Annotated in this window: 22 protein-coding genes and 1 pseudogene; 14 read left to right on the top strand and 9 right to left on the bottom strand. The window is 63.1% G+C overall.

What is annotated here, in order from left to right; translation table 11 throughout:
- Positions 1-6 precede the first annotated feature (6 nt).
- Positions 7-222, bottom strand: coding sequence for an LPS translocon maturation chaperone LptM (lptM, locus tag LJX93_RS25955; protein WP_033702214.1), 216 nt, complete (start codon positions 220-222; stop codon positions 7-9).
- Between the two features lie 191 nt (positions 223-413).
- Here lptM and cyaY point away from each other — a divergent pair, with 191 nt between their 5' ends.
- From cyaY to rnk, 3 genes are all read left to right on the top strand, one after another.
- Positions 414-746 (top strand): iron donor protein CyaY, encoded by a 333-nt coding sequence (gene cyaY, locus LJX93_RS25950; protein ID WP_033702212.1) that lies wholly within the window; start codon positions 414-416, stop codon positions 744-746.
- A gap of 1 nt (position 747) precedes the next feature.
- On the top strand, positions 748-960 hold the full coding sequence (locus tag LJX93_RS25945; protein ID WP_095063924.1) for a DUF1289 domain-containing protein: 213 nt from the start codon (positions 748-750) through the stop codon (positions 958-960).
- Positions 961-1,092: 132 nt separating this feature from the next.
- Positions 1,093-1,503: a nucleoside diphosphate kinase regulator gene (rnk, locus tag LJX93_RS25940; RefSeq protein ID WP_033702208.1), complete on the top strand. Its 411-nt coding sequence runs from the start codon at positions 1,093-1,095 to the stop codon at positions 1,501-1,503.
- A gap of 31 nt (positions 1,504-1,534) precedes the next feature.
- Here the strand turns inward: rnk and LJX93_RS25935 are convergent, their stop codons facing one another.
- Positions 1,535-4,390 (bottom strand): class I adenylate cyclase, encoded by a 2,856-nt coding sequence (locus LJX93_RS25935; RefSeq protein ID WP_227696532.1) that lies wholly within the window; start codon positions 4,388-4,390, stop codon positions 1,535-1,537.
- Positions 4,391-4,588: 198 nt separating this feature from the next.
- Between LJX93_RS25935 and LJX93_RS25930 the strand changes: the two genes are divergently transcribed.
- Positions 4,589-5,044, top strand: a complete 456-nt coding sequence (locus LJX93_RS25930; RefSeq protein ID WP_227696531.1) for a YaiI/YqxD family protein — start codon at positions 4,589-4,591, stop codon at positions 5,042-5,044.
- A 171-nt stretch (positions 5,045-5,215) separates the two neighbouring features.
- On the opposite strand, the gene elbB is transcribed toward LJX93_RS25930, so the two are convergent.
- A complete protein-coding gene (elbB, locus tag LJX93_RS25925; protein WP_033702203.1) occupies positions 5,216-5,884 on the bottom strand; it encodes an isoprenoid biosynthesis glyoxalase ElbB in 669 nt (222 codons plus the stop codon).
- A gap of 112 nt (positions 5,885-5,996) precedes the next feature.
- On the opposite strand from elbB, the pseudogene LJX93_RS25920 reads away from it, so the two are divergent.
- Positions 5,997-6,575 (top strand): annotated as a pseudogene (locus LJX93_RS25920) (sterol desaturase family protein); the annotation flags it as partial.
- Between the two features lie 549 nt (positions 6,576-7,124).
- Here LJX93_RS25920 and LJX93_RS25915 read toward each other — a convergent pair.
- Complete coding sequence (locus LJX93_RS25915) at positions 7,125-7,769, bottom strand: DedA family protein (RefSeq protein ID WP_162525051.1); 645 nt, start codon at positions 7,767-7,769, stop codon at positions 7,125-7,127.
- Positions 7,770-7,985: 216 nt separating this feature from the next.
- Here LJX93_RS25915 and ppk1 point away from each other — a divergent pair, with 216 nt between their 5' ends.
- Positions 7,986-10,235: a polyphosphate kinase 1 gene (gene ppk1, locus LJX93_RS25910; protein WP_033702202.1), complete on the top strand. Its 2,250-nt coding sequence runs from the start codon at positions 7,986-7,988 to the stop codon at positions 10,233-10,235.
- Here the strand turns inward: ppk1 and ppx are convergent.
- Positions 10,222-11,724, bottom strand: a complete 1,503-nt coding sequence (gene ppx / locus LJX93_RS25905) for an exopolyphosphatase (protein WP_033702200.1) — start codon at positions 11,722-11,724, stop codon at positions 10,222-10,224. The two genes, ppk1 and ppx, sit on opposite strands and share 14 nt — an antisense overlap.
- A gap of 245 nt (positions 11,725-11,969) precedes the next feature.
- On the opposite strand from ppx, the gene trxA reads away from it, so the two are divergent.
- The 7 genes from trxA to LJX93_RS25870 all read left to right on the top strand — a co-directional run bounded on the left by trxA (position 11,970) and on the right by LJX93_RS25870 (position 18,115).
- Positions 11,970-12,299 (top strand): thioredoxin TrxA, encoded by a 330-nt coding sequence (gene trxA / locus LJX93_RS25900; RefSeq protein ID WP_033702198.1) that lies wholly within the window; start codon positions 11,970-11,972, stop codon positions 12,297-12,299.
- A gap of 228 nt (positions 12,300-12,527) precedes the next feature.
- Positions 12,528-13,787: a transcription termination factor Rho gene (gene rho / locus LJX93_RS25895; protein WP_003253661.1), complete on the top strand. Its 1,260-nt coding sequence runs from the start codon at positions 12,528-12,530 to the stop codon at positions 13,785-13,787.
- Between the two features lie 199 nt (positions 13,788-13,986).
- Positions 13,987-14,307: a type II toxin-antitoxin system RelE/ParE family toxin gene (locus LJX93_RS25890; RefSeq protein WP_033702196.1), complete on the top strand. Its 321-nt coding sequence runs from the start codon at positions 13,987-13,989 to the stop codon at positions 14,305-14,307.
- Positions 14,304-14,636: an addiction module antidote protein gene (locus LJX93_RS25885; protein ID WP_033702194.1), complete on the top strand. Its 333-nt coding sequence runs from the start codon at positions 14,304-14,306 to the stop codon at positions 14,634-14,636. The genes LJX93_RS25890 and LJX93_RS25885 overlap by 4 nt, the downstream gene beginning before the upstream one ends.
- Positions 14,637-14,783: 147 nt before the next feature.
- Positions 14,784-16,250, top strand: coding sequence for a 4-hydroxy-3-polyprenylbenzoate decarboxylase (gene ubiD, locus LJX93_RS25880; protein ID WP_033702193.1), 1,467 nt, complete (start codon positions 14,784-14,786; stop codon positions 16,248-16,250).
- Positions 16,250-17,218: a CDP-6-deoxy-delta-3,4-glucoseen reductase gene (locus LJX93_RS25875; protein WP_047582091.1), complete on the top strand. Its 969-nt coding sequence runs from the start codon at positions 16,250-16,252 to the stop codon at positions 17,216-17,218. Before ubiD ends, LJX93_RS25875 begins: the two co-directional genes overlap by 1 nt.
- Positions 17,219-17,464: 246 nt before the next feature.
- Positions 17,465-18,115, top strand: a complete 651-nt coding sequence (locus tag LJX93_RS25870; protein ID WP_033702189.1) for a gamma-glutamylcyclotransferase — start codon at positions 17,465-17,467, stop codon at positions 18,113-18,115.
- A 94-nt stretch (positions 18,116-18,209) separates the two neighbouring features.
- Here LJX93_RS25870 and LJX93_RS25865 read toward each other — a convergent pair whose 3' ends face one another.
- On the bottom strand, positions 18,210-19,187 hold the full coding sequence (locus tag LJX93_RS25865; protein ID WP_033702188.1) for an NADPH:quinone oxidoreductase family protein: 978 nt from the start codon (positions 19,185-19,187) through the stop codon (positions 18,210-18,212).
- A gap of 157 nt (positions 19,188-19,344) precedes the next feature.
- On the opposite strand from LJX93_RS25865, the gene LJX93_RS25860 reads away from it, so the two are divergent.
- A complete protein-coding gene (locus LJX93_RS25860; protein ID WP_033702186.1) occupies positions 19,345-19,749 on the top strand; it encodes a flagellar basal body-associated protein FliL in 405 nt (134 codons plus the stop codon).
- On the opposite strand, the gene LJX93_RS25855 is transcribed toward LJX93_RS25860, so the two are convergent.
- From LJX93_RS25855 to LJX93_RS25845, 3 genes are read right to left on the bottom strand one after another with little or no spacing between them, the layout of a single operon-like run.
- A complete protein-coding gene (locus LJX93_RS25855; protein WP_033702184.1) occupies positions 19,750-20,862 on the bottom strand; it encodes an ABC transporter permease in 1,113 nt (370 codons plus the stop codon).
- Position 20,863: 1 nt separating this feature from the next.
- Positions 20,864-23,584 carry a ribosome-associated ATPase/putative transporter RbbA gene (rbbA, locus tag LJX93_RS25850; RefSeq protein WP_227696529.1) on the bottom strand — a complete coding sequence of 907 codons (2,721 nt, stop codon included), beginning with the start codon at positions 23,582-23,584 and terminating at the stop codon, positions 20,864-20,866.
- Positions 23,581-24,540 (bottom strand): HlyD family secretion protein, encoded by a 960-nt coding sequence (locus LJX93_RS25845; protein ID WP_033702180.1) that lies wholly within the window; start codon positions 24,538-24,540, stop codon positions 23,581-23,583. The genes rbbA and LJX93_RS25845 overlap by 4 nt, the downstream gene beginning before the upstream one ends.
- Positions 24,541-24,593: the final 53 nt, after the last annotated feature.

Genomic DNA, 24,593 nt, shown 5'->3' with positions numbered 1-24,593 from the left:
ATTTCCTTACTGCGCTGGCGACTGCTCGGGCTCGGATTGCAGCTCGGGCTGCTGTTCTTGCGTCTGGGCCGGCTTGGCTTTGGGCTGGTGCTGGTGCGATTTGCGGGTGTCCTTGCCGTCCTTGCCGTCTTCCGGCAGGTAGAGGGGGCCTTTCTGGCCGCAGGCAGAAACGAGGCAGGCAACAGCGACCAGCGCCGCGAGGGAGGAAATCAGGCGCTTCATTGGGTGAAATCCTTTGAAATATGCAGTATTGCGCCCGAGTATACCGAGCGACCGGCGGATTGCCTATGCAAGGGCCGGTCCGCCGGGCGGGCTATTCTTACCGCCTTCAATGGCTAATCTTTGCATTCAGCGCCAAGCGCCCGTATCTTGCCCGGCTTGCCTGTCACGCAGCCAATTTCGAGGTTCCTGCAATGAGTTTGAGCGAAGCGCGTTTCCATGATCTGGTCGACGCGACCCAACAGGCGCTGGAAGACCTGTTCGACGACAGCGACTTGGACCTGGACATGGAAAACTCCGCCGGCGTCCTGACCATCAAGTTCGACAACGGCAGCCAGCTGATCTTCAGCCGTCAGGAGCCGCTGCGCCAGTTGTGGCTGGCTGACAAGTCCGGGGGTTTCCACTTCGACTACGATGAAGAGAGCAAGAAGTGGACCTGCGAGAAGACCGACGAGCTGCTCGGCGAGATGCTTGAACGCATCGTCTGGGAGCGCGCCGGCGAGAAGCTGGACTTCGACGAGATCTGAGATGAGTGAGCAGCCGCGGCCGCCCAAGCCGCTTTACAGCAATGTCAGCACCGCCGTGAAATCGCCGTGCATCAGTGTCTGCCGCCTGGACGAGCAGCGCGTCTGCACCGGCTGTCATCGCCATGTGGAGCACATCCGCGAATGGCGCTCTGCAGATGACCAGCGGCGCCGGCAGATCTGCCAGGAAGCCGAGGCCTTGCGCGCGCGGGCTTGAGTATTTGCCCGGCTGTGGTAGTGTCGGGTTATGCGTCGGTGACGCCAAAGCATTCACAAACCCCGCCCTTGGGCGGGGTTTTGCTTTATTTGCCCACAGAAAACCGCCTGTTCAATGGAGTCTGACTGGATCATGAGCACCAAGCCTTCCCTCACCCTCACCCGATTGGACGTACAACGTCTGGAGCGTCTGATCGACAGCCTCGACGAAAGTACGCCGGGTGTGCTCGCCCTGCAGGACGAGCTGGACCGCGCTGAGAAGGTTGTCGGTCATGAGGAAGTACCGGCCGGCGTGGTGACCATGAACTCGCGCGTGCACTGCCGTGAAGAGGCCAGTGGCAAGGATTACCACCTGACCCTGGTGTATCCAAAGGATGCCGGCGGCGAAGGCAAGGTCTCGATCCTGGCGCCAATTGGTTGCGCATTGCTGGGCCTGACGGTGGGCGAGCAGATCGACTGGCCGGCGCCCGGCGGCAAGACGCTGAAACTGAAGCTGGTGGCGGTTGAGTACCAGCCGGAAGCGGCGGGTGATTTCGACCTGTGAGCCTTTGGGGGCGCAAAGCGCCCCCTACTATTCAGAAACCCAGCGCCTGCACCTGCTCCAACCCCTCGTTCAACGCCTGCTCCAGCTCCCGCTTGTAGCGCAGATACAATACGGTCGCCCCCAGCTCGTCCCCCAGTAGCTCGGACAAATCCAGGTCGGTGATGTAGCAGCGGTAATGCCCGGCATTGCGCCGTTGGCCGATGATCTGCCGCGCGACCACTGCGTACAGCTGGTCACCATGATCCAGTTCGGAAAACTCCTGTTGGTCACAGTACAAGGTGACCTGCACAGCGCCCGCTGCCCCGGCCTGAATGATGGCCTGGACCTCATAGAAAGGCTGGTCGCTGCCGTCCACCGGCGCCAGGCGCGGCTCGATGCTGCGGGCCTTGCCTGTGCCTGAAGGCAGCAACTGCCCATAGCGGATATCCAGCGAAGCCGCCCCCAGGCTGTCGAGCGGCAGTTGCGCATCGCGGCGCATCAGCACCGAGCGCAAAAAGCGTTGCAGCGGCAGCAGCAAGTGGGCTTCATCCTGCAGTGGCAAGCGTTGCTGCCACAACGCGTTGTACTCATCCAGCACATACAGGTCGGCCCAGTCACCCAACAGGCGATAGAACACCTGGATGCAAGCGGGCCGGCCGCGCTCCAGTACCAGTGGCAGGTCGTGGTCCTGCAGGGCATTGGCGTCCAGGTGCAGCGGGCTGTAGACGCTGCGCTCTTCGCTCAGGCAGTCCAGCACGGCCTCATGGTCGCCCAGGGTCGCCAGGCTGACCTGGCCGGGCAGAAGCTCCAGCACGTGGGTGTGCTGGGCCACCTGCAGCACGTAGCGGTGCTTGGCACCCTGGTCGAGCAGCCGTTGCACCGTGGCGAAAATGTCCTCGACCCGCTGTTCGATGGCCTGCGCGCGGTTGTGGCAGAAGCAGCGCACCCGCAGCCGTGGGCGATGGCCACGCTGGCCGAGGCTGTTGAGGTAGTCGCGCAGGCAGCGCAGCAGCGCGTGCTCGCCGTCGTAGCGCTGCACCAGCACCTCGCTCCAGCTGTTGAGGGTGACCTGGTCGAGCGTCAGCACCAGGTTTTCGCGCACGCCGGCGTAGCTCAACGAGTCGGTGCGCTCGGTGGTCATCAGGATGTTCAGGTCGCGGTGGTGGCGCAGTGGGTCGACGCCGACGTTGACCAGCAACAGGATGTCGTCGGCCACGCTGGGCTGCAGCAGGCGGACTTCGCTGACGGTGGGCAGCGGCAGGTCGATGGCCTGCTGCAGGCTGCCCAGCAGGTTGAACAGTTCGAGCTCCCTGAGATCGCTGGCACCAGGGTGCAGGGCGAAGCGCGTGCTGCTGTCGATCACGCCATTGCGATGGGCCCAGGTCAGTAGTTCGAGCAGTTCGCGGCAGCGTTTGATCGGGCTGAAGTGCTCCACTTCGTGGGTGCTCAGGTTGCCTGTGTACAGTTCCCAGTGATGGCTGCCGGGCTCCTTGCGATTGGGGGCCTGGACCAGGGTGAGGGTGCCCTCGGCCAGGTCCGGGGCAATCCCCGGGTTGATCACCTCGGTCTTGCCGGCTCGGCGTTCGAAGGCGGCATACAGGCGCCGCCCCAGTACATTGAGGTCACGCTGGTCGGCGCGGCTGCTGGCGTTGCGGGTCTGGGCGAACTGGCTGAGGAAGCGGTAGCTGTGGTTCAGTTCGGCCACCAGTTCGCGGCGCTCGACGGCCACCTGGCCGACTTTCCATTGGCTGCGGCTATCGAGCAGGGCCAGTTGGCGCTCGTCCCAGCCCCATTCGTCTGCCAGGCGCTGCAGCAGCTGGCGCTGCCAACCGTTGCCGCGCACCTGGTCGCTGAGTTTCTTGTTCACCTTCAGGTACAGGCTGCGCCTTACCCGTTCGAGGCGTACCGGCTCGCCGCGTTGGTGCAGGTACTGCTCGATGCGCCGGTAGACCATCACGTAGGGGTCCAGCGCGTCGAGGTCGAGCTGGTTGGCGAACACCGCTTGCTTGTAGTCCAGGCTCAGGCAGCGTACGGCGGGGTGCTCACTGGCGTAGGCTTCGGTCAACAGCAGCTTGAGCAGCGATTTGTAAGGCGAGTCGATGCCCTTGAACAGCTGCCACAGCCCAGCACCGACGAACTCGCCGGGCGGGATATGCGCCAAGTTGCCAAGGTCGAGCACGTCCTGGCTGCGGATGAAGCGCTTGCTGAGCAAGGTCTGGGCGTAGGCCTTGTAGTTGTGCTCTTCATACACCGGCACCAGCCACCACAGGGGCGTACGCCCGGCCAACCAGATAGCGGTGCGATAGAACTCGTCGAGCAGCAGGTAATGCTGGGTGGTGCCACAGTCGTCGGAGCCGAGCTGGCCATCCCGCTCGCCTTGAGCAAAGCCTTGTGGGTCGATCAAAAAGAAGTGTGCCTCGGCCCCCAGGCTGGCGGCCCAGGTTTCCAGCAACTGGCATTTGCGCCGAAGCTCGTCCAGCTGGCTGTCGCCCAGGTCAGGCGCGTGGCAGACCCAGAAGTCCATGTCGCTCAGTTCGGCCTGGGCCAGGGAGCCAAGGCTGCCCATCAGGAACAGCCCATGGATCGGGCGCGGTGCGTGCCCCTGGCGAGCCTTGTAGGCAAACGAGCGTGCCAGGCGCTGGGCTTCGGCGACCCGTTCTGCGCCAGGCTCGAAGCCGGCCACCCCGGCAGGGGTGCTGCTCGAGACATAGCCGGGCAGCAGCGGGTGATTGACGTGGAACAGCAGCGGCAACAACGTCAGTACCTGCTGCTGGCGCGTCGACAGCCCCTCTCTCGCACGCTGCAAACGGCCTTGATTGAGCTGCAGGAACCGCGCCCGCAATGTCGCCAGGACCTTGCGGTCGATGCCTTCGTCCAGGTCGGGGCGGATTTCGTGGGGGTGGTTCATTGCACACTCGGGGCAGGCCAGTGGGGCTGCGGCGAGTTTAGCCTGAGTGACGCACTCGGATAAGCGCTAAATGGATTGTTGACGCCATTTTTCAAGCACCGGTATGCCTTGTGCAGGCCAGGCAGCTCCAGCTTTTGCCACGCATCGGGCATGATGTGAGGCATGAGCGTAGTCTCGCTGATTTAGAGGTGTTTCCCGATGCGTGTATGGATCGATGCCGACGCCTGCCCCAAGCCGGCCAAGGACTTGATCGTCAAGTTTGCCCTCAAGCGCAAACTCGAGGTGGTGATGGTGGCGGGCCAGGCGCAAAGCAAGCCGGCCTTTGCCTGTGTGCGGCTGATCGTGGTGCCCAGCGGCATGGATGCGGCTGATGATTACCTGGTCGACAACGCCGCGCCTGGCGAACTGGTGATCTGCAGCGACGTGCCGCTGGCCGATCGGCTGGTCAAGAAAGGCGTGGCGGCGCTGGACCCACGGGGGCGTGAGTTTGACGAGCGCAACATGGGTGATCGGCTGGCGGCGCGCAACCTGTTCACCGAATTGCGCGAGCACGGGCAGGTTGGAGGAGGGCAGGCGCCTTATGGCGAGCGGGAGAAACAGGCGTTCGCCAATGCACTGGACCGCATCATCGCGCGCTTGTCCAAGGGCCCCTGACGCGCGCGGGTTCTGGTTTTTGTAGGAGCGGCCTTGCCGGGGCGCCGGACCGGTCGGAAAGGGGCGCGGAGCGGCCCCCTACGTTCTTGCTGGCACCCGAAAACCCGGGGCCGCTCCGCGACCCTCTCGCGACGCAAGGCCGCTCCTACAAAGAGGGTGCAGGCCGGGGGGTTACTGGTCGTTCTCGTGGGTCAGTTCCAGCACGCGATCCACCAGCTTGTAGATCCCGCCCGCCGCCTCGCTTATCGACTTCGCCACCATGTATGCCGGGGTCGTCACCAGCTTGCGCTGGGTGTCTTCGACGATATCGTGCACATCGCATTCTTCATGCTTGCCGCCCATTTTTTCCACTGCTGCAGCGGTACCGGCATCGTTGCCGATGGTGCAGACCACACCCGGGCCATAGATTTTCGCTGCCAGCGCTGGCGAGATGCAGATCAGCCCGACCGGCTTGCAGGCGTCGGCAAAGGCTTCGGCCAGGGCCAGCACGTCCGGGTTGACGCTGCAGTTGGCGCCTTCGACGGCAAAGTTGGACAGGTTTTTTGCCGCGCCAAAACCACCGGGCACGATCAGTGCGTCGAAGTCTTCGACATTGGCTTCGCGGATGTCCTTGACCTCACCGCGGGCGATACGCGCCGACTCCACCAGTACATTGCGCGACTCGGGCATTGGCTCGCCGGTCAGGTGATCGATCACATGCATCTGCGCGATGTTCGGCGCAAAGCACTGCACCTGCGCCCCGCGCTGGTCGAGGCGCAGCAGGGTGATCACGCTTTCGTGGATTTCGGCGCCGTCATACACGCCACAGCCTGAAAGAATCACCGCTACTTTTTTTGTCATGCTCATTACTCCAGTGTCGAGGCGCTAAATGTCCTCTAGTTTGGCAGATGTAGCCATAGGGGTTCCCGCAGTTGCGGCCTAATCTTGGTGGATAACGCCTGAGGTCGTTGCCATGGACCTGATACTGCTGGCCGTGCCGTTCTTCTTCGTATTGATTGCCGCCGAACTGGTGGCCGACCGCGTGCGCGGCCAGCGCAATTTCACCTTGGCCGACTCGATCAACAGCCTGAGTACGGGCGCCTTGTCGACCAGTACCGGCCTGCTGACCAAAGGTGTAGGGCTGGTGACCTATGCCCTGGCCTGGGAGCACCTGGCGTTGTTGCGCCTGCCGCAACAGGCGTGGTGGGTGTGGGTGCTGGCCTTTGTGCTTTACGACTTCTGCTACTACTGGCTGCACCGCCTGGGGCATGAGCGCAACGTGCTGTGGGCAGCTCATTCGGTGCACCACCAGAGCGAGGAGTACAACCTCACCACGGCGCTGCGCCAGACCAGCAGCGGGTTCATCTTTGCGTGGGTCTTCTACCTGCCGTTGGCGCTGGTCGGCGTGCCGCCGCTGGTGTTCATCACCGTGGCGTCGCTGAACCTGCTGTACCAGTTCTGGGTGCATACCCGGCACATTCCCAAGCTTGGCTGGCTCGAGTGGATACTGATCACGCCATCCAACCATCGCGTCCACCATGCGCAAAATCCTGTTTACTTGGATCGCAATTACGGCGGCGTGTTCATTCTCTGGGACCGCCTGTTCGGCACGTTCAAGGAAGAAGACCCGGACGAGCCGGTGGTATTCGGGGTGACCACGCCACTGGCCAGCTGGAACCCGTTGTGGGCCAACCTGCAGTTCTATGCCCAGCTGTGGAACGATGCCCGGCGTACCCAGCGCGTGTGGGACAAGCTGCGGATCTGGTTCATGCCCACGGGCTGGCGCCCGGCCGATGTCGCGGGGCGCTATCCGCAGACCAAACCGGACCTGGCGCTGTTTCGCAAGTTCGAGGTAGCCCTGGGGCGGGCGCAGCAGGCCTACGTAGCGGTGCAGTTCGTCGTCTACGTGGCCTTGGGCAGCTACTTGATGGAAGTGGCAGAGCGCGTGCCGGGCGCCGCCCTGGTGCTGGGCTGGTCGGTCATGGCCGTGGGCCTGTTCGTGCTCGGCACGCTGCTTGAGAATCGGCCATGGGCCAGGCGCCTGGAGTGGCTGCGGTTGCTGTCGAATGCGCCAGCGCTGTACCTGGCTGGCGCACTGGGTTTAGCGCTGATCACGCCGCTGGGGTGGTTCCTGCTCCTGGTCTACAGCCTGCTCAGCGTCTGCGGCTTGGCCCAGTGCGGCCGCCTTGCGCTCGGCGCGCATGGTGCGAAAGCGCCGGCGCAGCCAGAGCAGGGCGCCAAGCAGCAGCAGGCCGCCGAGCACCCATAGCTCGTATCGCTTCACATTACCCAGCAGGCCTTCGAGGATAGCGCCGAAGTGATAGGCCGCAGCACCCAGGGCCAACGCCCAGATGGCGGCGCCGAGGCCGTTGAGCAGCAGGTAGCGGCGCGGCGGATAGCCCGACAGGCCAATGGCCACCGGCATCACCGTGCGCAGGCCATAGACGAAGCGAAAACTCAGCACCCAGATGTCGGGGTGGCGGCGGATGTGGTCCAGCGCCCGATCACCCATGGCCTGCCAGCGCGGCTTGCGTGCCAGAATCTTGCGCCCATGGCGACGGCCCATGAAGTACCACAGTTGGTCGCCAGCATAGCTGCCCAGGAAGGCCACCAGGCACACCAGCTTGATGTCCATGTAGCCGCGGAACGCGAGAAAACCCGCAAGCACCAGGATGGTCTCGCCTTCAAAGAAGGTGCCTAGAAAAAGGGCGAAGTAGCCGAAATCCTGCAGGAATTGTTGAAGCATTTTCTGAGGTGCTGGCGAAATGAACGCGCAGCCTACCCCTTCGCGCGCGTGGATGAAAGTGTCCAAATGTGTCTCGACGTGAACATTTCCTACAAGGACAATGCCTTCGGCCACAAGTCGCAGGCTTGCCAGTGGGTGTAACACAGGCGTCATAATGGCCGCTTATCGTCCCGCTCAATTGATGATAGGGCGTTAACGTCCTCCAGGAACGTCCAGATGAATAATGAAGTGCTCACCCCTGTCGCGATCAAGGACGCCCAGGCCGTCCCCGAAGAGATGGTGCAGACCCCGCCAGACCTGCCGCCGGCGCCAGAGCCCGAGCCAGAACCTGCGCCGGTGGTCGAGGCTGCGGCACCGGCCCCTGCGCCGGCACCAGCGATCGCCGTCCCCGGCCTTGACGACAGCAGCCTGTACATTCATCGCGAGCTGTCGCAGCTGCAGTTCAACATTCGGGTACTGGAGCAGGCGCTGGACGAGAGCTACCCGCTGCTCGAACGCCTGAAATTCCTGCTGATCTTCTCCAGCAACCTCGACGAGTTCTTCGAGATCCGCGTCGCCGGCCTCAAGAAGCAGATCAACTTCGCCCGCGAACAGGCCGGTGCCGACGGGCTGCAGCCGCACCAGGCGCTGGCGCGCATCAGCGAGCTGGTGCACTCCGAGGTGGACCGCCAGTACGCCATCCTCAACGATGTGCTGCTGCCGGAGCTGGAAAAGCACCACATCCGCTTTATCCGCCGCCGTCACTGGACGCCCAAGCTCAAGACCTGGGTGCGGCGCTTCTTCCGCGACGAGATCGCCCCGATCATCACCCCGATCGGCCTCGACCCGACCCACCCGTTCCCTTTGCTGGTGAACAAGAGCCTCAACTTCATCGTCGAGCTCGAAGGCGTCGATGCCTTCGGCCGCGACTCGGGCCTGGCGATCATCCCGGCGCCACGCCTGTTGCCGCGGGTCATCCGGGTGCCTGAAGAGGTCGGTGGCCCGGGTGCCAACTACGTGTTCCTGTCGTCGATGATTCACGCTCACGCCGACGACCTGTTCCAGGGCATGAAGGTCAAGGGCTGCTACCAGTTCCGCCTGACCCGTAACGCTGACCTGGCGCTGGACTCCGAAGAGGTCGACGACCTGGCTCGCGCCCTGCGCGGCGAGCTGTTCTCGCGCCGCTATGGTGACGCCGTGCGCCTCGAGGTGGCTGATACCTGCCCGAAACACCTTTCGGATTACCTGCTAAAACAGTTCAGCCTGAGCGAGAGCGAGCTGTACCAGGTCAACGGCCCGGTCAACCTTACCCGCCTGTTCAGCATCACCGGCCTCGACAGCCACCCGCAGCTGCAATACACGCCGTTCACCCCGGCGATCCCCAAGCTGCTGGTGAACGCCGACAACATCTTCAGCGTGATCAGCAAGCAGGACATCCTGCTGATGCACCCGTTCGAGTCCTTCACGCCGGTGGTCGACCTGCTGCGCCAGGCTGCCAAGGACCCGCATGTGCTCGCCGTGCGCCAGACCCTGTACCGCTCCGGTGCCAACTCTGAGATCGTCGACGCGCTGGTGGACGCCGCCCGTAACGGCAAGGAGGTCACTGCGGTGATCGAATTGCGCGCGCGCTTCGACGAAGAGTCCAACCTGCAGATGGCCAGCCGCCTGCAAGCTGCGGGTGCGGTGGTGATCTACGGTGTGGTCGGGTTCAAGACCCACGCCAAGATGATGTTGATCCTGCGCCGCGAGCACGGTGAAATCGTGCGTTATGCGCACCTGGGCACCGGTAACTACCACGCCGGCAACGCCCGTCTGTACACCGACTACAGCCTGCTGACGTCCGACGACGCTCTGACCGAAGACGTCGGCAAGTTGTTCAGCCAGTTGATCGGCATGGGCAAGACCCTGCGCATGAAGAAGCTGCTGCACGCGCCGTTCACCCTGAAGAAGGGCATGCTCGACATGATTGCGCGCGAGACCCAGTTCGCGCTCGAAGGCAAGCCTGCGCACATCATCGCCAAGTTCAACTCGCTGACCGACGCCAAGGTCATCAAGGCGCTGTACAAGGCCAGCCAGTCCGGCGTGCGCATCGACCTGGTGGTGCGCGGCATGTGCTGCCTGCGGCCAGGCATTGCGGGGGTTTCGCACAACATTCACGTGCGCTCGATCATTGGCCGCTTCCTGGAGCACACCCGGGTGTTCTACTTCCTCAATGGTGGCGAGGAGCAGATCTACCTGTCCAGTGCCGACTGGATGGAACGCAACCTCGACAAGCGCGTCGAGACGTGCTTCCCCGTCGAAGGCAAGAAGCTGTTGCTGCGGGTGAAGAAGGAGCTGGAAAGCTACCTGACCGACAACACCCATGCCTGGACGCTGCAGTCGGACGGGCGCTACGTGCGCAGCACCCCGACCGGCAACCAGAACCCGCGCAGTGCCCAGGCGACCCTGCTGGAGCGCCTGAGCAACCCGGTGCTCAACGTACGCTGAGGACGAAACCGACCCGGGCTAGCCACTCCGCCTCGTTGGCGAAGTCGGCCTGGGTCAGCTGGTGTTGCTCCAGCCAACCCTGCGGGAAGACCACTTCGAGGCTGTTGTCGCCGGCTTGCAGCTGCACTTTCGGCATCTGTTGGGTACCACGAATGTGGTGGAACAGGATGGCGAAGCGCAGCAGCACGCACAGGCGAATCAGCTGCACGCCTTCATCGCCGAACTCGGCGAATTTGTCTCTGGGGATGTTGCGGCGATGGCCGCGCACCAGCAGGGCCATCATCTGCTGGTCCTCGCGGGAGAAGCCTGACAGGTCGGAATGTTCGATCAGGTAGGCGCCGTGCTTGTGGTAGTGGTAGTGGGCAATGTCCAGCCCAACTTCGTGCACTTTCGCCGCCCAACCCAGAAGATCGCGCCAATTTCCGTCTTCCAGCTTCCAGGCTTTGGCCACTTGGTCGAAGGCATGCAATGCCTTGCGCTCGACGCGCGCGGCCTGGCCTTGGTCAACGTGGTAGCGCTCCATCAATGAGTTGAGGGTGCGCTCGCGCACGTCTTCGTGATGATGGCGGCCAAGCAGGTCGAACAGCACGCCTTCGCGCAGGGCGCCGTCGCAGTGATCCATGCGTTGCAGCTCGAGGGCATCGAAGATCGCCTCGAGAATCGCAAGGCCAGCCGGGAAGATAGTGCGCCGGTCTGGCTTGACCCCGTCGAAGTCGATCTTGTCGACCTCACCCAGCTTGAACAGCTTGCGTTTGACCCACGCCAGCCCCTCGGCGTTGACCTCGCCATTGCCCAGGCCACTGGCCTTGATGGCTGCGCCGATGGCACGAATGGTGCCGGACGAGCCGATGGCTTCGTCCCAGGTCAGGCGGTGCAGGGCGTTTTCGATGCTCATCAGTTCCAGGCGTGCGGCGGTGTAGGCCTGGGCATAGCGCGCCGGGGTGATCTTGCCGTCGCGGAAGTAGCGCTGGGTAAAACTGACGCAGCCCATCTGCAGGCTCTCGCGCAGCAGCGGCTCGAAACGCTGGCCGATGATGAACTCGGTACTGCCGCCGCCAATGTCGGCGACCAGGCGCTTGCCCGGATTGTCGGCCAGGGTGTGGGAGACGCCCAGGTAGATCAGGCGGGCTTCCTCACGGCCGGAAATCACCTCCACCGGGTGGCCGAGAATGGCCTCGGCGCGCTGGATGAATTCGTTACGGTTGCGCGCTTCGCGCAGTGCGTTGGTGCCAACGATGCGCACGGCGCCCGCAGGCAGGCCGTTGATCAACTGGGCGAAGCGCTTGAGGCAATCGAGGCCTCGTTGCATGGCTTCTTCGCTGAGCTTGCGCTCTTCGTCGATGCCGGCGGCCAGCTGAACCTTTTCCCCCAGCCGTTCGAGAATGCGGATCTCGGTGTGGTGGGCCTTGGCCACGACCATGTGAAAACTGTTGGAGCCAAGGTCGATGGCGGCGATCAGAGACAGGTTCTTCGCGTTGGTATGCGGCATGATCTGGATGTTCTCGGTCGTTAACCTGGCAATCGTGCCACGATACGGGGCTGTCGCCAACGCGTGGCACGCCAAGGCTTGATGCAAGGCAATGTGCCATTCGATGTTATGACACACGTATGACAGTTTTCGATTCGCGGCGTCTTGCACAACTATAGTTACACTCAATCGTCTGTGACTTCCTGTAGCCAGCCTCTGCGGCTATCATGGGTCACGTTTTTTTGCTTACGACCCTGGAGATATCCATGAGCAGCGATCTGATCAAACACGTCACCGACGCGGACTTCGAAGCCACCGTACTGCAGGCTCAAGGCCCGGTGCTGGTCGACTACTGGGCTGAATGGTGCGGCCCATGCAAAATGATCGCTCCAGTCCTGGACGACATCGCCAGCACTTACGAGGGCAAACTGACCGTCGCCAAGCTGAACATCGACGAGAACCAGGAAACCCCCGCCAAGCACGGCGTGCGTGGCATCCCAACGCTGATGCTGTTCAAGAACGGCAACGTCGAGGCCACCAAGGTCGGCGCACTGTCCAAATCGCAATTGGCCGCGTTCCTCGACGCCCACCTGTGATGTGAAAAAGCCCCGGAAAAACCGGGGCTTTTCTTTTCCAACCCACTAGACGTCGAAAAAAGCAAGTGTTACATTCGGCCTCGCACTGCTTCTCCAGTGCCCCCTGCACGCCGTCGCCGACGCACTCCTAATTAGAATCTGTGCGCGATCCTATCGCCTTCTAGCGGCGCGGCTTCATTAAGCCAGAAGCTTAATCCTCCCTTCATACATGATTACGTCACTCCCCTTATGAACCTGACTGAACTCAAGCAAAAGCCGATTACCGATCTGCTGGAAATGGCCGAACAGATGGGCATCGAAAACATGGCCCGTTCGCGCAAACAGGACGTGATTTTCGCCCTGCTGAAAAAGCACGCGAAAAGCGGCGAAGAGATTTCGGGTGACGGCGTGCTGGAGATTCTCCAGGATGGTTTCGGTTTCCTGCGTTCGGCTGATGCGTCCTACCTGGCCGGCCCCGACGACATCTACGTCTCGCCCAGCCAGATCCGCCGTTTCAACCTGCGTACCGGCGACACCATCGTCGGCAAGATCCGCCCGCCGAAGGAAGGGGAGCGTTACTTCGCCCTGCTGAAGGTCGACACGATCAACTTCGATCGCCCTGAAAACGCGAAGAACAAGATCCTGTTCGAAAACCTGACGCCGCTGTTCCCCAACAAGCGTCTGAAGATGGAAGCCGGCAACGGTTCCACCGAAGACTTGACCGGCCGTGTCATCGACCTGTGTGCACCGATCGGCAAGGGCCAGCGTGGCCTGATCGTCGCCCCGCCGAAAGCGGGTAAAACGATCATGCTGCAGAACATCGCGGCGAACATCACCCGGAACAACCCCGAGTGCCACCTGATCGTCCTGCTGATCGACGAGCGCCCGGAAGAAGTGACCGAAATGCAGCGCACCGTGCGCGGCGAAGTGGTTGCCTCGACCTTCGACGAGCCGCCGACCCGCCACGTGCAGGTTGCCGAAATGGTGATCGAGAAGGCCAAGCGCCTGGTCGAACACAAGAAGGATGTGGTCATCCTGCTCGACTCCATCACCCGCCTGGCGCGTGCCTACAACACCGTGATCCCGAGCTCCGGCAAGGTCCTCACCGGTGGTGTCGACGCCCATGCCCTGGAGAAGCCGAAGCGCTTCTTCGGTGCCGCACGTAACATCGAGGAAGGCGGCTCGCTGACCATCATCGCCACCGCGCTGGTTGAAACCGGCTCGAAGATGGACGAAGTGATCTACGAAGAGTTCAAGGGTACCGGCAACATGGAGCTGCCCCTGGACCGTCGCATCGCCGAGAAGCGTGTGTTCCCGGCCATCAACATCAACCGCTCCGGCACCCGCCGTGAAGAGCTGCTGACTGCCGACGACGAACTGCAGCGCATGTGGATCCTGCGCAAGCTGCTGCACCCGATGGACGAAATCGCCGCCATCGAGTTCCTGGTCGACAAGCTCAAGCAGACCAAGACCAACGACGAGTTCTTCTTGTCGATGAAGCGCAAGTAAGCTTCGCTGCATCATACAAAAAGCCGGGGAAACCCGGCTTTTTGCTGCTTGTCACAAAAGATCGTTAGCCAGCCCCCTGAACGCAGGCCACCATGCTGCCTGCGGCCACTGAAGGTATCTTGCCTTGCGCCGTATCGAGCCCAAACGACCGGGCGGGTGATAATTCGACATGGATTGTCTTTTATAAGGTACAGTGTGGATGTACACAGTTCATCACGTTCTATCCGTCAACGGCGTGGATCTCTACCAGGCATGGTTAAACACCATTCGCGACACAAGGGCGAAAGCACGAATTACCACGCGAGTGGACCGAGCAGAGCAGGGCCATTTCGGCGCGACCGAGCCAGTGGGTGATGGCGTGTTCGAGATGAAACTGGATTTTGGGCCAGGCTACCGCATCTACTACGCCACTCATGGGCGGAAGATTATTTTCCTGCTCGGCGGCGGCTCGAAAGACAGGCAGCAGGCAGATATCGACCAAGCCAAGGCGCTTTGGCACAGGCAAAAGGTAAAGCTATGACCGGCACGCGCTCGCATGAAGAAAGTGTCCTCGAAATGCTCCGTAACGACGAAGCCTTCGCCATCGATTACCTCTCCGTGGCGCTTGAGGAAATCGATGAGCCTGGTGGCGCTGCAGGTTTTCTGACGGCAGTCCGGCGTGTGGCTGAAGCGCGTGGCGGCATGGGTAATCTTGCGCTGGCCACCGGGCTTGCTCGCCCCAATCTCTATCGGGCGTTGTCAGCGGACGGTGACCCAAGGTTATCCACCGTATTGAAGGTGCTGCAAGCACTCGGAATAGGGCTGTCTAAGGTGGTCTCGCATAGTAGTGAACAGCACCACGGTGGTTGACCCACCCGGAGTGCGGCCCAGGTTACATCGCGTGCCGGGTATCCAGAGTCGGTGAGACTGTGCGCGGCCCAGACTCCCTTGGCCATTTTGCCCTCTTAGGCGCTACACTCTGCACCCCGACCGATACGGCCAACACGAGGCTCCTGCATGCAGTATCGCGACTTGCGCGACTTCATCCGTGGCCTGGAACAGCGCGGCGAACTCAAGCGCATCCAGGTTCCGATTTCTCCCGTCCTGGAAATGACCGAGGTCTGCGACCGCACCCTGCGTGCCAAGGGCCCGGCGTTGCTGTTCGAGAAGCCCACCGGCTACGACATCCCGGTGCTGGGCAACCTGTTCGGTACGCCAGAACGGGTGGCCATGGGCATGGGCGCCGAGTCGGTCGAAGAACTGCGCGAAATCGGCAAGTTGCTGGCCTTTCTCAAGGAGCCCGAGCCGCCGAAGGGCCTGAAGGACGCCTGGTCGAAACTGCCGATCTTCAAGAAGGTCGTGTCGATGGCGCCCAAGGTGGTCAAGGATGCCGTGTGCCAGGAGGTGGTGGTCGAAGGTGACGACGTCGACCTCGGCCAGCTGCCGATCCAGCATTGCTGGCCAGGCGATGTGGCGCCGCTGATCACCTGGGGCCTGACCGTGACCCGCGGCCCCAACAAGGACCGCCAGAACCTGGGCATCTACCGCCAGCAGGTCATCGGCCGCAACAAGGTCATCATGCGCTGGCTGAGCCACCGCGGTGGCGCGCTGGACTACCGCGAATGGTGCGAGAAGCACCCCGGCCAGCCGTTCCCGGTTGCCGTGGCGCTGGGCGCAGACCCGGCGACCATTCTTGGGGCGGTGACACCCGTGCCGGATACCCTGTCCGAGTACGCCTTCGCCGGCCTGCTGCGTGGCAACCGCACCGAGCTGGTCAAGTGCCGTGGCAGCAACCTGCAGGTACCGGCCACCGCCGAGATCATCCTCGAAGGGGTGATCCACCCTGGCGAAATGGCGCCCGAGGGCCCCTATGGCGACCACACCGGTTACTACAACGAAGTGGACAGCTTCCCGGTGTTCACGGTCGAGCGCATCACCCACCGGCAGAAACCGATCTACCACAGCACCTACACCGGCCGCCCGCCCGATGAGCCGGCCATTCTCGGGGTGGCGCTGAACGAAGTGTTCGTGCCGATCCTGCAGAAGCAGTTCCCGGAGATCGTCGACTTCTACCTGCCGCCGGAAGGTTGTTCGTACCGCATGGCGGTGGTGACCATGAAAAAGCAGTACCCAGGCCACGCCAAGCGCGTGATGCTGGGGGTGTGGTCGTTCCTGCGACAGTTCATGTACACCAAGTTTGTTATCGTCACCGACGACGACATCAACGCCCGCGACTGGAATGACGTGATCTGGGCCATCACCACGCGCATGGACCCCAAGCGTGATACGGTGATGATCGACAACACCCCGATCGACTACCTGGACTTCGCGTCGCCGGTGTCGGGGTTGGGATCGAAGATGGGCCTGGATGCCACCCACAAGTGGCCGGGCGAGACTACACGCGAATGGGGGCGGGTCATCGTCAAGGACGAAGCCGTCACCCGCCGTATCGATGAGCTGTGGGATCAGTTGGGAATAGATTGATGCAGGTAACGTTGCAGCCGTCCGGGGCAGTGCTGGCGCTCGAACCCGGGGAACGGATCCTGGATGGAGCGCGGCGGCTGGGCTATGACTGCCCCAACAGCTGCCGCAATGGCAATTGCCATGTCTGCGCCGCTTTGCTGGTAGAAGGGAGCGTCCGCCAGAACGGCGAAGTACGCGACCATGGCGAGCTGTTCACCTGCATTGCCGAACCGCTGGAGGATTGCGTGTTGCTCTGGGATGGTGTGCTCGCCCTGGGCGAGCTGCCAGTGCGCAAGCTGGCGTGCAGCGTGAGCGAATGCGTCGACGTCGGGGGCGACGTCTGGCGCGTGCGCCTGCGTGCGCCTGCGGGCAAGCCGCCGCGTTATCACGCCGGGCAGTATCTGATGATCGAGCGTGAAGGCGGCAAGCAGGCGGCGTTCTCCCTGGCCTCGGCCCCCCACGGTGGGCGTGAGCTGGAGCTGCACGTGCTGGCGCGTGAACCCAGCGCACTGCAGTTGATCGAGCAATTGCAGCGCGATCGCCTGGCACGTATCGAACTGCCGTTCGGCGATGCGCACCTGGCCGAGCTGCCAGACGGCCCGCTGGTGCTGATCGCTGCCGGTACGGGGATGGGCCAGATGCACAGCCTGGTCGAGCACTGCCGCGCCCAGGGTTTCAAGCATCCGGTACACCTGTATTGGGGTGTGCGCCGGCCCGAGGATTTCTACCAGATCGAGCACTGGGACCAATGGCAGCACTTGCCCAACCTGTTCCTGCACAAGGTCGTCAGTGACCTGTGCGGGTGGGAAGGCCGGTGCGGCATGCTGCACGAGGCGGTTTGCGAAGACATCGCTGACCTCAATACCGTGCATGTGTATGCCAGCGGCTCGCCCAACATGGTCTATGCCACCCTCGATGCGCTGGTCGAGGCGGGCATGGATGCGCACCGCATGCGCGCGGATGTATTTGCCTACGCGCCGCGTGGCTAATAACCGAAGTTTGAACCACTGGGTATAAGGCGGTAATTGTTACCGCCTTGGCTAATAACTTTCACCCGGCTTGAAACAATGCGCTCCAACCGTCGGAAGTTCGCGTGAAACTTTAGCTGCGGGGCTTGAGTATTGGCCTGTTTATATCCTAAGGTTAATCCAGATACCTTGGGTGCGGGGCGCAGGCCCTGGCACACAGCGACGCTCGCTACGACTGTAGTTCACGGGGAATAATGGCGGCAGCTTATGTCGGCACTTCAACAGTTATCCTGGAATAGTTCTTACCCTCCGGCGCTCGATTTCGGCCAGCAATTGACCCGCGAGCAATTGATCAACTCCATGCACACGACCATGTCACGCCATGAAGGCGGGCCGGTGTGGTTGTTTGCCTATGGCTCGTTGATCTGGCGCCCGGAGTGCAGTTCGGTTGAGCGTCAGCGGGCGCGGGTGCATGGGTACCACCGTGGGCTGTACCTGTGGTCGCACGAGCACCGTGGCACGCCGGAAATACCGGGCCTGGTGTTCGGCCTGGACCGTGGCGGGTCGTGCAGCGGTTTTGCCTATCGGCTGGATGAAAGCAACCTGGATGATTCGCTGATGGCGCTGTGGCAGAGGGAGATGCCTTACCCGGCCTACCGCCCGCACTGGCTCAGTTGCCGGTTGGGGGATGGCAGCAAGGTGCAGGCCTTGGGTTTTGTGCTGGAGCGCCACTTGCCGTGCTATGCGGGGAATCTGCCAGATACGCTGCTCAGCCAGATCCTTGCCAGTGCCAAGGGGCGGTATGGCACCACGCGCGAGTACGTGGAGCAGACCTTGAACGCATTGCGCACTCACCAGATGCCGGATCGCAACCTGGAGGCGCGGTTCAGGCGCTGCCATAACCTGCGCGAAGTTTGAGCAAGACAGTTGCTCAGGTTCTCTGCGGTCTTCAGGTTGTGGGAGCGGGCTTGCCCCGCGAAGAGGCCGGTGCTGCCAACCCAGTTGTGATGCCTTATCGGGTTAGCACCACCAACTTACCCACCGCCTTCCTCTGCCCCAATTGCTCGATAGCCGCCCCAGCCTCGGCCAGTGGATAAGTCTTCGACACCAACGGTTTCAGTTTGCCTTCGGCATGCCAGGCAAACAGCTGGCTGAAGTTCGCCGCATTGTCCTCCGGCTGACGCTGTGCAAACGCCCCCCAGAACACCCCCAGCACCGCAGCGCCCTTGAGCAGCACCAGGTTCGCCGCCATCTGTGGGATGGTGCCGCTGGCAAACCCGACCACCAGTAACCGTCCATTCCAGGCCAGCCCGCGCACGGCCTGGTCGAACAGCTCGCCGCCCACCGGGTCGTAGATCACGTCCGCGCCCTGGCCGCCGGTCAGGCGCTTTATCTCGTCCTTGAGGCTGGCCTGGCTGTAGTCAATCAGCTCGTCGGCCCCGGCAGCCTTGGCCACAGCCAGTTTTTCAGCGCTACTGGCCGCGGCGATCACCCGGGCGCCCATGGCCTTGCCTATTTCCACTGCCGCCAGGCCCACACCGCCAGACGCCCCCAGCACCAGCAGGGTTTCACCGGGCCGCAGTTGGCCGCGCTGCTTGAGTGCATGCATCGAGGTGCCGTAGGTCATGCCAAAGGCGGCAGCGGTCGTGAAGTCCATGCTTTCGGGGATCGGCATCACGTTGTAGAAGGGCACCGCGACCTGCTCGGCGAACGCACCCCAGCCCGTCAGCGCCATGACCCGGTCGCCGACCTTGAACGCCCCGGCCTTTTCGCCGACTGCGGCGACCACCCCCGCTGCTTCGCTGCCCGGGGAAAACGGCAGCGGTGGCTGAAACTGGTATTTACCTTCGATGATCAGGGTGTCCGGGAAGTTGACGCCTGCGGCCTGTACCTCCAGCAGGAGCTCGTTCTTCTTCGGCACGGGGCTGGCGACGTCTTCCAGTACCAGGTCGCGCGCCGGACCCAGGGTTTTGCACAACACAGCTTTCATCGGGGCTATTCCTTTGCGGGTAATGGCCGATAAGTGTAGGAGGGCCACCTGCCGGGTCAACGAGCATGGCCCACCCTGATGGGCCGGCATAAGCCTGGGCTTGGGTTTGAGCGGTGTGCTGGGTAAGCTGGCGCCAATTGTATTGAGGAGCGAATTCGTGAAAGCGTGGATCTTGATGGTGCTGGCCCTGATGCTGCCAGTGGCGGCCATGGCCGAAGAGGCCAAGGAAGGGCAGCCAAAAGTCGCCTACATCACCCTGAGCCCACCCTTTGTCGGTAACTACGCGCTCGACGGTGGCCCCAAGCTGCGCGTCTACAAGGCTGACGTGGCCCTGCGCGTGACCGGTGATGAGGCCGCCAAGGCGGTGAAGCATCATGAGCCGCTGATCCGTAACCAGCTGGTGGCGCTGTTCACCCAGCAGACGGTAGACAAGATGAGCAACGTCGAGGCCAAGGAGCAACTGCGCCAGGAAGCCCTCAAGCAGGTGCAGCAGGTAATGGAAGCGGAAGAGGGCAAGCCGATTGTCGAAGACCTGCTGTTCAACAACCTGATCGTGCAGTGATCAAGAGGCCAGGCTGCGCCGAAAGCGCGCCAGTGCCACGCTGAAGAACACCAGGCCGATCACGGCCAGGGCCAGGATATCTGGCCATACCACGGCCAAGCCGGCGTCGCGGAACAGAATCGCGGCGCCGAGGCTGACGAAATGCGTCGACGGCGAACCTTGCATCACCCATTGCAACCACTGCGGCATGCTGTCCAGCGGCGTGCTGCCGCCCGACAGCAACAGCATCGGGATGATCACCGGGATCGCCAGCAGGCCGAACTGAGGCGTCGAACGCGCCAGGGTGGCCAGAAAGATGCCCAGCGCGGTGCTGGCGAACAGGTACAGCGCCGTCACGCCCAGAAACAGCCCCATGGAGCCGGACAACGGCACGCCGAGGGCGCCCTTGACCACCACGATCAGCGAGATCCAGGTGCAAAGCACCACCACCAGTGCGTTGCTGGCGATTTTCGCCAGCATGATTTCCAGCGCGGTCAACGGCAGCACCAGCAAGTGATCGAGCGTGCCGTGTTCGCGTTCACGCAACAACGCGGTGCCGGTGAGGATGATCGCCAGAATCGTGATGTTGTTGATGATCTGGATCACCGCCAGAAACCAGCCGCCCTCAAGGTTGGGGTTGAACAATGCCTTGGGGTTGATCAGCACCGGGCTCTGCGTGGTGGTGCGCTGGGTATAGTCGAGCAGCTCACGTTCGAAGATCCGGCCGATGTAGCCGGCACCCATGAAGGCCTGGCTCATGGCCGTGGCGTCGACGTTGATCTGCAGCTCCGGCGACCGCCCGGCCAGCAGGTCGCTCTGGAAATTTACCGGCACATTGATCACGAAGGTGTACTGGCCACTGTCCATGGCCTGGTCCAGGCGGTCCGGAGGCAGAGGCACGGCAGGCTGGAACTCGGGCGGTTGCAGCGACTCGGTGAGTTTGCGCGAGAGCAGGCTGTGGTCTTCGTCGACCACGGCGACACTGGCGTTGTGCACGCCGATCACCGAGCCGGCCGCAGGCATGTAGATCGCCACGCTAAAGGCATAAAGCAGAAACAGCAGCAGCACGCTGTCATGGCGCAGGCTGGTGAGTTCTTTCAGGCCCAGGCGCAGGGTGTGGTTCAAGCGCGACATGTCAGGCCTCCTGCTTCTTGAGCATGATCAGGCTCAGGCCGGTGAATACGGCAAAGAAACTCAGCAGGATCAGGCACTGCGGCCACAGCTCGCGCAGGCCCAGCGCTTTGGTGAAGGTGCCGACCGCGATGTCGAGGAAATACCCGGCCGGGAACAGCTGGCCCATCACCGCCGCAGCGCCGTCGAGCGACGAGCGCGGCACGATCAGCCCGGAAAACTGAATGGTCGGCAAGCTGGTGATGATCATGGTGCCCAGAATGGCCGCGATCTGGGTGCGGGTGAACGCCGAAATCAGCAAGCCCAGGCTGGTGGTGGCCAACAGGTAGGCCACGCCGCCACAGGCCAGGGCCAGCACGCTGCCCTTTAGCGGCACGGCGAACAGCCAGCGGTTCATCGCCACCAGCAACGCCAGGTTGACCAGGCTCACGGCCAGGTAGGGCAGCTGTTTGCCCAGCAGGAACTCCAGGCGGGTGAGGGGCGTGGCGTAGAAGTTGGTAATGGAGCCGAGCTCTTTCTCGCGGACAATGCCCAGGGCGGTGAGCATGGCTGGTATGAAGGCCAGGATCAGCGCCATCACCCCGGGGCCGATGGCATTCACGCTGACCACATCCTGGTTGTAGCGAAAGCGTGTTTCCAGGCGCACCGGTTCCTGGCGCTGCACCGGTTGCGGGCTGTAGGCGGCAAGCTGTTCGAGGTTCGCCTGGTGCACGGCTTCCACGTAGTTACGGCTGGTTTCCGCACGAAACGGCATGCCGCCGTCCAGCCAGGCCGCCACGACCGGCTGGCGCCCGGCGTGCAGGTCGCGGCCAAACCCCGGTGGGATCTCCAGCGCCAGTTTGATTTCGGAGCGCTGCAAGCGCTGGTGCATCTCGCGAGTATCCCGGATCGGCGCCTGTTCGGCGAAATAGCGCGACCCGCGAAAGGCCTCGAGGTAGGCGCGGCTCTGCGGGCTCTGATCCTGGTCGTGGACGGCGAAGGCGAGGTTCTCCACATCCAGCGAGATGCCGTAGCCGAAGATCACCATCATGAACACGGCGCCGAGCAGGGCAAAGGCCAGGCGCACCCTGTCACGCAGCAACTCCTTGCCCTCCCGGCTGGCCACCGCCAACAGGCGGCGCAGGCTGAAGCCCTGGCGCAACGGCAATGTGGTCGCTGCTGCCTGCTCCAGTACCGCGTTGCCCGGGGCCTGGGGGCCGGCCTCCTGGGCCTGTTCCAGGCAGCGGACGAAGGCGTCTTCCAGGGTGTTGCCGGCGTAATGGCGCTGCAGGGCGTCGGGTGTGTCGCAGGCCAGCACCCGGCCGGCGTGCATCAGCGAAATGCGGTCGCAGCGCTGGGCTTCGTTCATGAAGTGGGTGGAGAGGAAAATGGTCACGCCCTGCTCGCGGGACAATTCCACCAGCAGCCGCCAGAAGTCGTCCCGGGCGGCAGGGTCGACGCCAGAAGTCGGCTCGTCGAGGATCAGCACTTCAGGGCGATGCAGCACCGCGACCGCCAGCGACAGGCGCTGGCGCAGGCCAAGGGGCAGGGCGCCTGACGGCTGGTCGGCGAAGCTGCCCAGGTCGAAGCGTTCGATCAGTTCGCTGATGCGCTGCGCACTTTCGGCCTTGGGCAGGTCAAACAGGCGGGCATGCAGCGTCAGGTTCTGGCGGGTGCTGAGTTCGCCATACAGCGAGAAACTCTGCGACATGAACCCCACCCGCTTGCGCGTGGCCAGGTCGCTGGCATCCACCGGGCGGCCGAGCAGGGTGGCGCTGCCCTCGGTGGCGGGCATCAGGCCGGTGAGCACTTTCATGGTGGTGGTCTTGCCGCAGCCGTTGGAACCCAGGAAGCCGAAAATTTCCCCACGGCCAATGGCGAAGCTGACCTTGTTCACTGCAGTGAAATCGCCAAAGCGCAGGGTCAGGTCGTGCGCCTCGATGGCAACCGGGCCGTCATTGGTCGGGCGTGGCGGGATGCTCAAGGGTGCGTGTTGCGTGCTGCCTGCGCCCTGGTAATGGGTAAAGGCGTCGTCCAGCTTGCCGCTGGGCGTGACGGCGGCCAGTACCTGGCTGGGGCCTGCGGCAATCAGCTGGCCGCCATCGAGCATCAGGCAGTGCTCGAACTGCTCGGCCTCTTCCATATAGGCGGTGGCCACCAGCAGCGTCAATTGCGGGCGTTGCGCACGTACCTGCTCGACCAGCTCCCAGAAGCGCCGGCGCGACAGGGGGTCGACCCCGGTGGTGGGTTCGTCGAGGATCAGCAGGTCAGGCTCGTGGATCAACGCGCAGCACAGGCCCAGCTTCTGCTTCATGCCCCCCGACAGCTTGCCGGCCGGGCGCTCGGCGAAACGTTGCAGGTCGGTGGCTTGTAGCAGGTTGGCCATGCGCTGGTCGCATTCATCACGGCCAAGGCCAAACAGGGTGGCAAAAAAACGAATGTTCTCGCTGATCGACAGTTCGGGATACAGGTTGTTGCCCAGCCCTTGCGGCATGAACGCCACTTTTGGGTACAGCGCCGCGCGATGGCGGCGCTGACGGATCGAGCCGCCGAGCACCTGCAGCTCACCCTGTTGCAGGCGCTTCACGCCGGCGATCAGCCCGAGCAGGGTCGATTTGCCGGCCCCGTCGGGGCCAATCAGTGCACAGCGCGTGCCTGCAGGCAGGCTGAAGCCCAGCGTGTGCAAGGCGACCAGGCCGCCATAGCGGTGGCTGATACCCTCGGCCAGCAGTGCCGGCGCGTTCATTGCAGGTTGGCCGGCCAGTCCACATCAGCCGTGCGCACGTAGCCAGCACCCGGCATGCCCGGCTTGGCTTGAGGCACGGCGCTTGGGTCGATCAGGCGCAGTTTGACGCGAAACACCAGCTTCTGCCGTTCGTCACGGGTTTCGACCTGTTTCGGGGTGAACTGTGCCTTGGCCGCAACAAAGGCCACCTTCGCCGGCAAGGCCTGCTCTGGCAAGGCGTCGAGGACAATGCGTGCCTGATCGCCAACGGTCAGCCGGCCGCTGGTGGAGGCCGGCAGGTAGAGGTTCATGTACTGGTCGCTCGGGTCGATCAGCATCAGTACCCGGCCGCCAGCACCCAACACCTCACCCGGTTCGGCCAGGCGCAGCTGGATGATGCCGTCGATGGGCGCGCGCAGGCTGCTGTCGTCGATCTCGCTGGTGAGCTGCGCCACCTGGGCTTGGGCGGCGCCGATGGCGGCCTTGACTGCCGCCAGCTGGGCACGTGCCGCGACAACTGCCGCGTTGGCCGTGTCGAAGCGGGCCTGTTGCTGGTCGAGCAACTGCTGGCTGGCGTACTTGCGCTGGAAGATTTCGCGCACGCGCTTGAGCTCCTGGCCAGCCAGCAGCAGTTCACTTTGGCGCAGTTGCACGCTGGCCTGGGCTGCCGCGTAGTTTTCCCGCGCGCGCAGCACTTCGGCCTCGGCCTGGTTGCGTTGGGCCTCCATGGTACGGGTGTCGATACGGGCCAGCAGCTGGCCGCGGACAACCTTGTCGCCTTCGTCGACCCGCACTTCGGCCAAGCGCCCGGGGACCTTGCTGGCAATCTGCACTTCGGTCGCCTCGAGACGGCCGTTGCCCATGCTCAAGCCTTCCGGCAATTGGTCGTGCAGCGACTTCCAGTAACCCAGCCCTGCAGCGGTCGCCAGTAAGGCGATCAACGCGGTGGCGAAGACCCTGGGGGCATATCGATTCATCAGTCAGCATCCTGCTCAATGCACGCCCCTATCGTGGCGTGTGGCTATCCATG

It is taken from the genome of Pseudomonas sp. HN2-3 (genome assembly GCF_020691745.1).
Lineage (GTDB): Bacteria > Pseudomonadota > Gammaproteobacteria > Pseudomonadales > Pseudomonadaceae > Aquipseudomonas > Aquipseudomonas capeferrum.
This window is presented reverse-complemented; position numbering and strand designations above follow the sequence as displayed.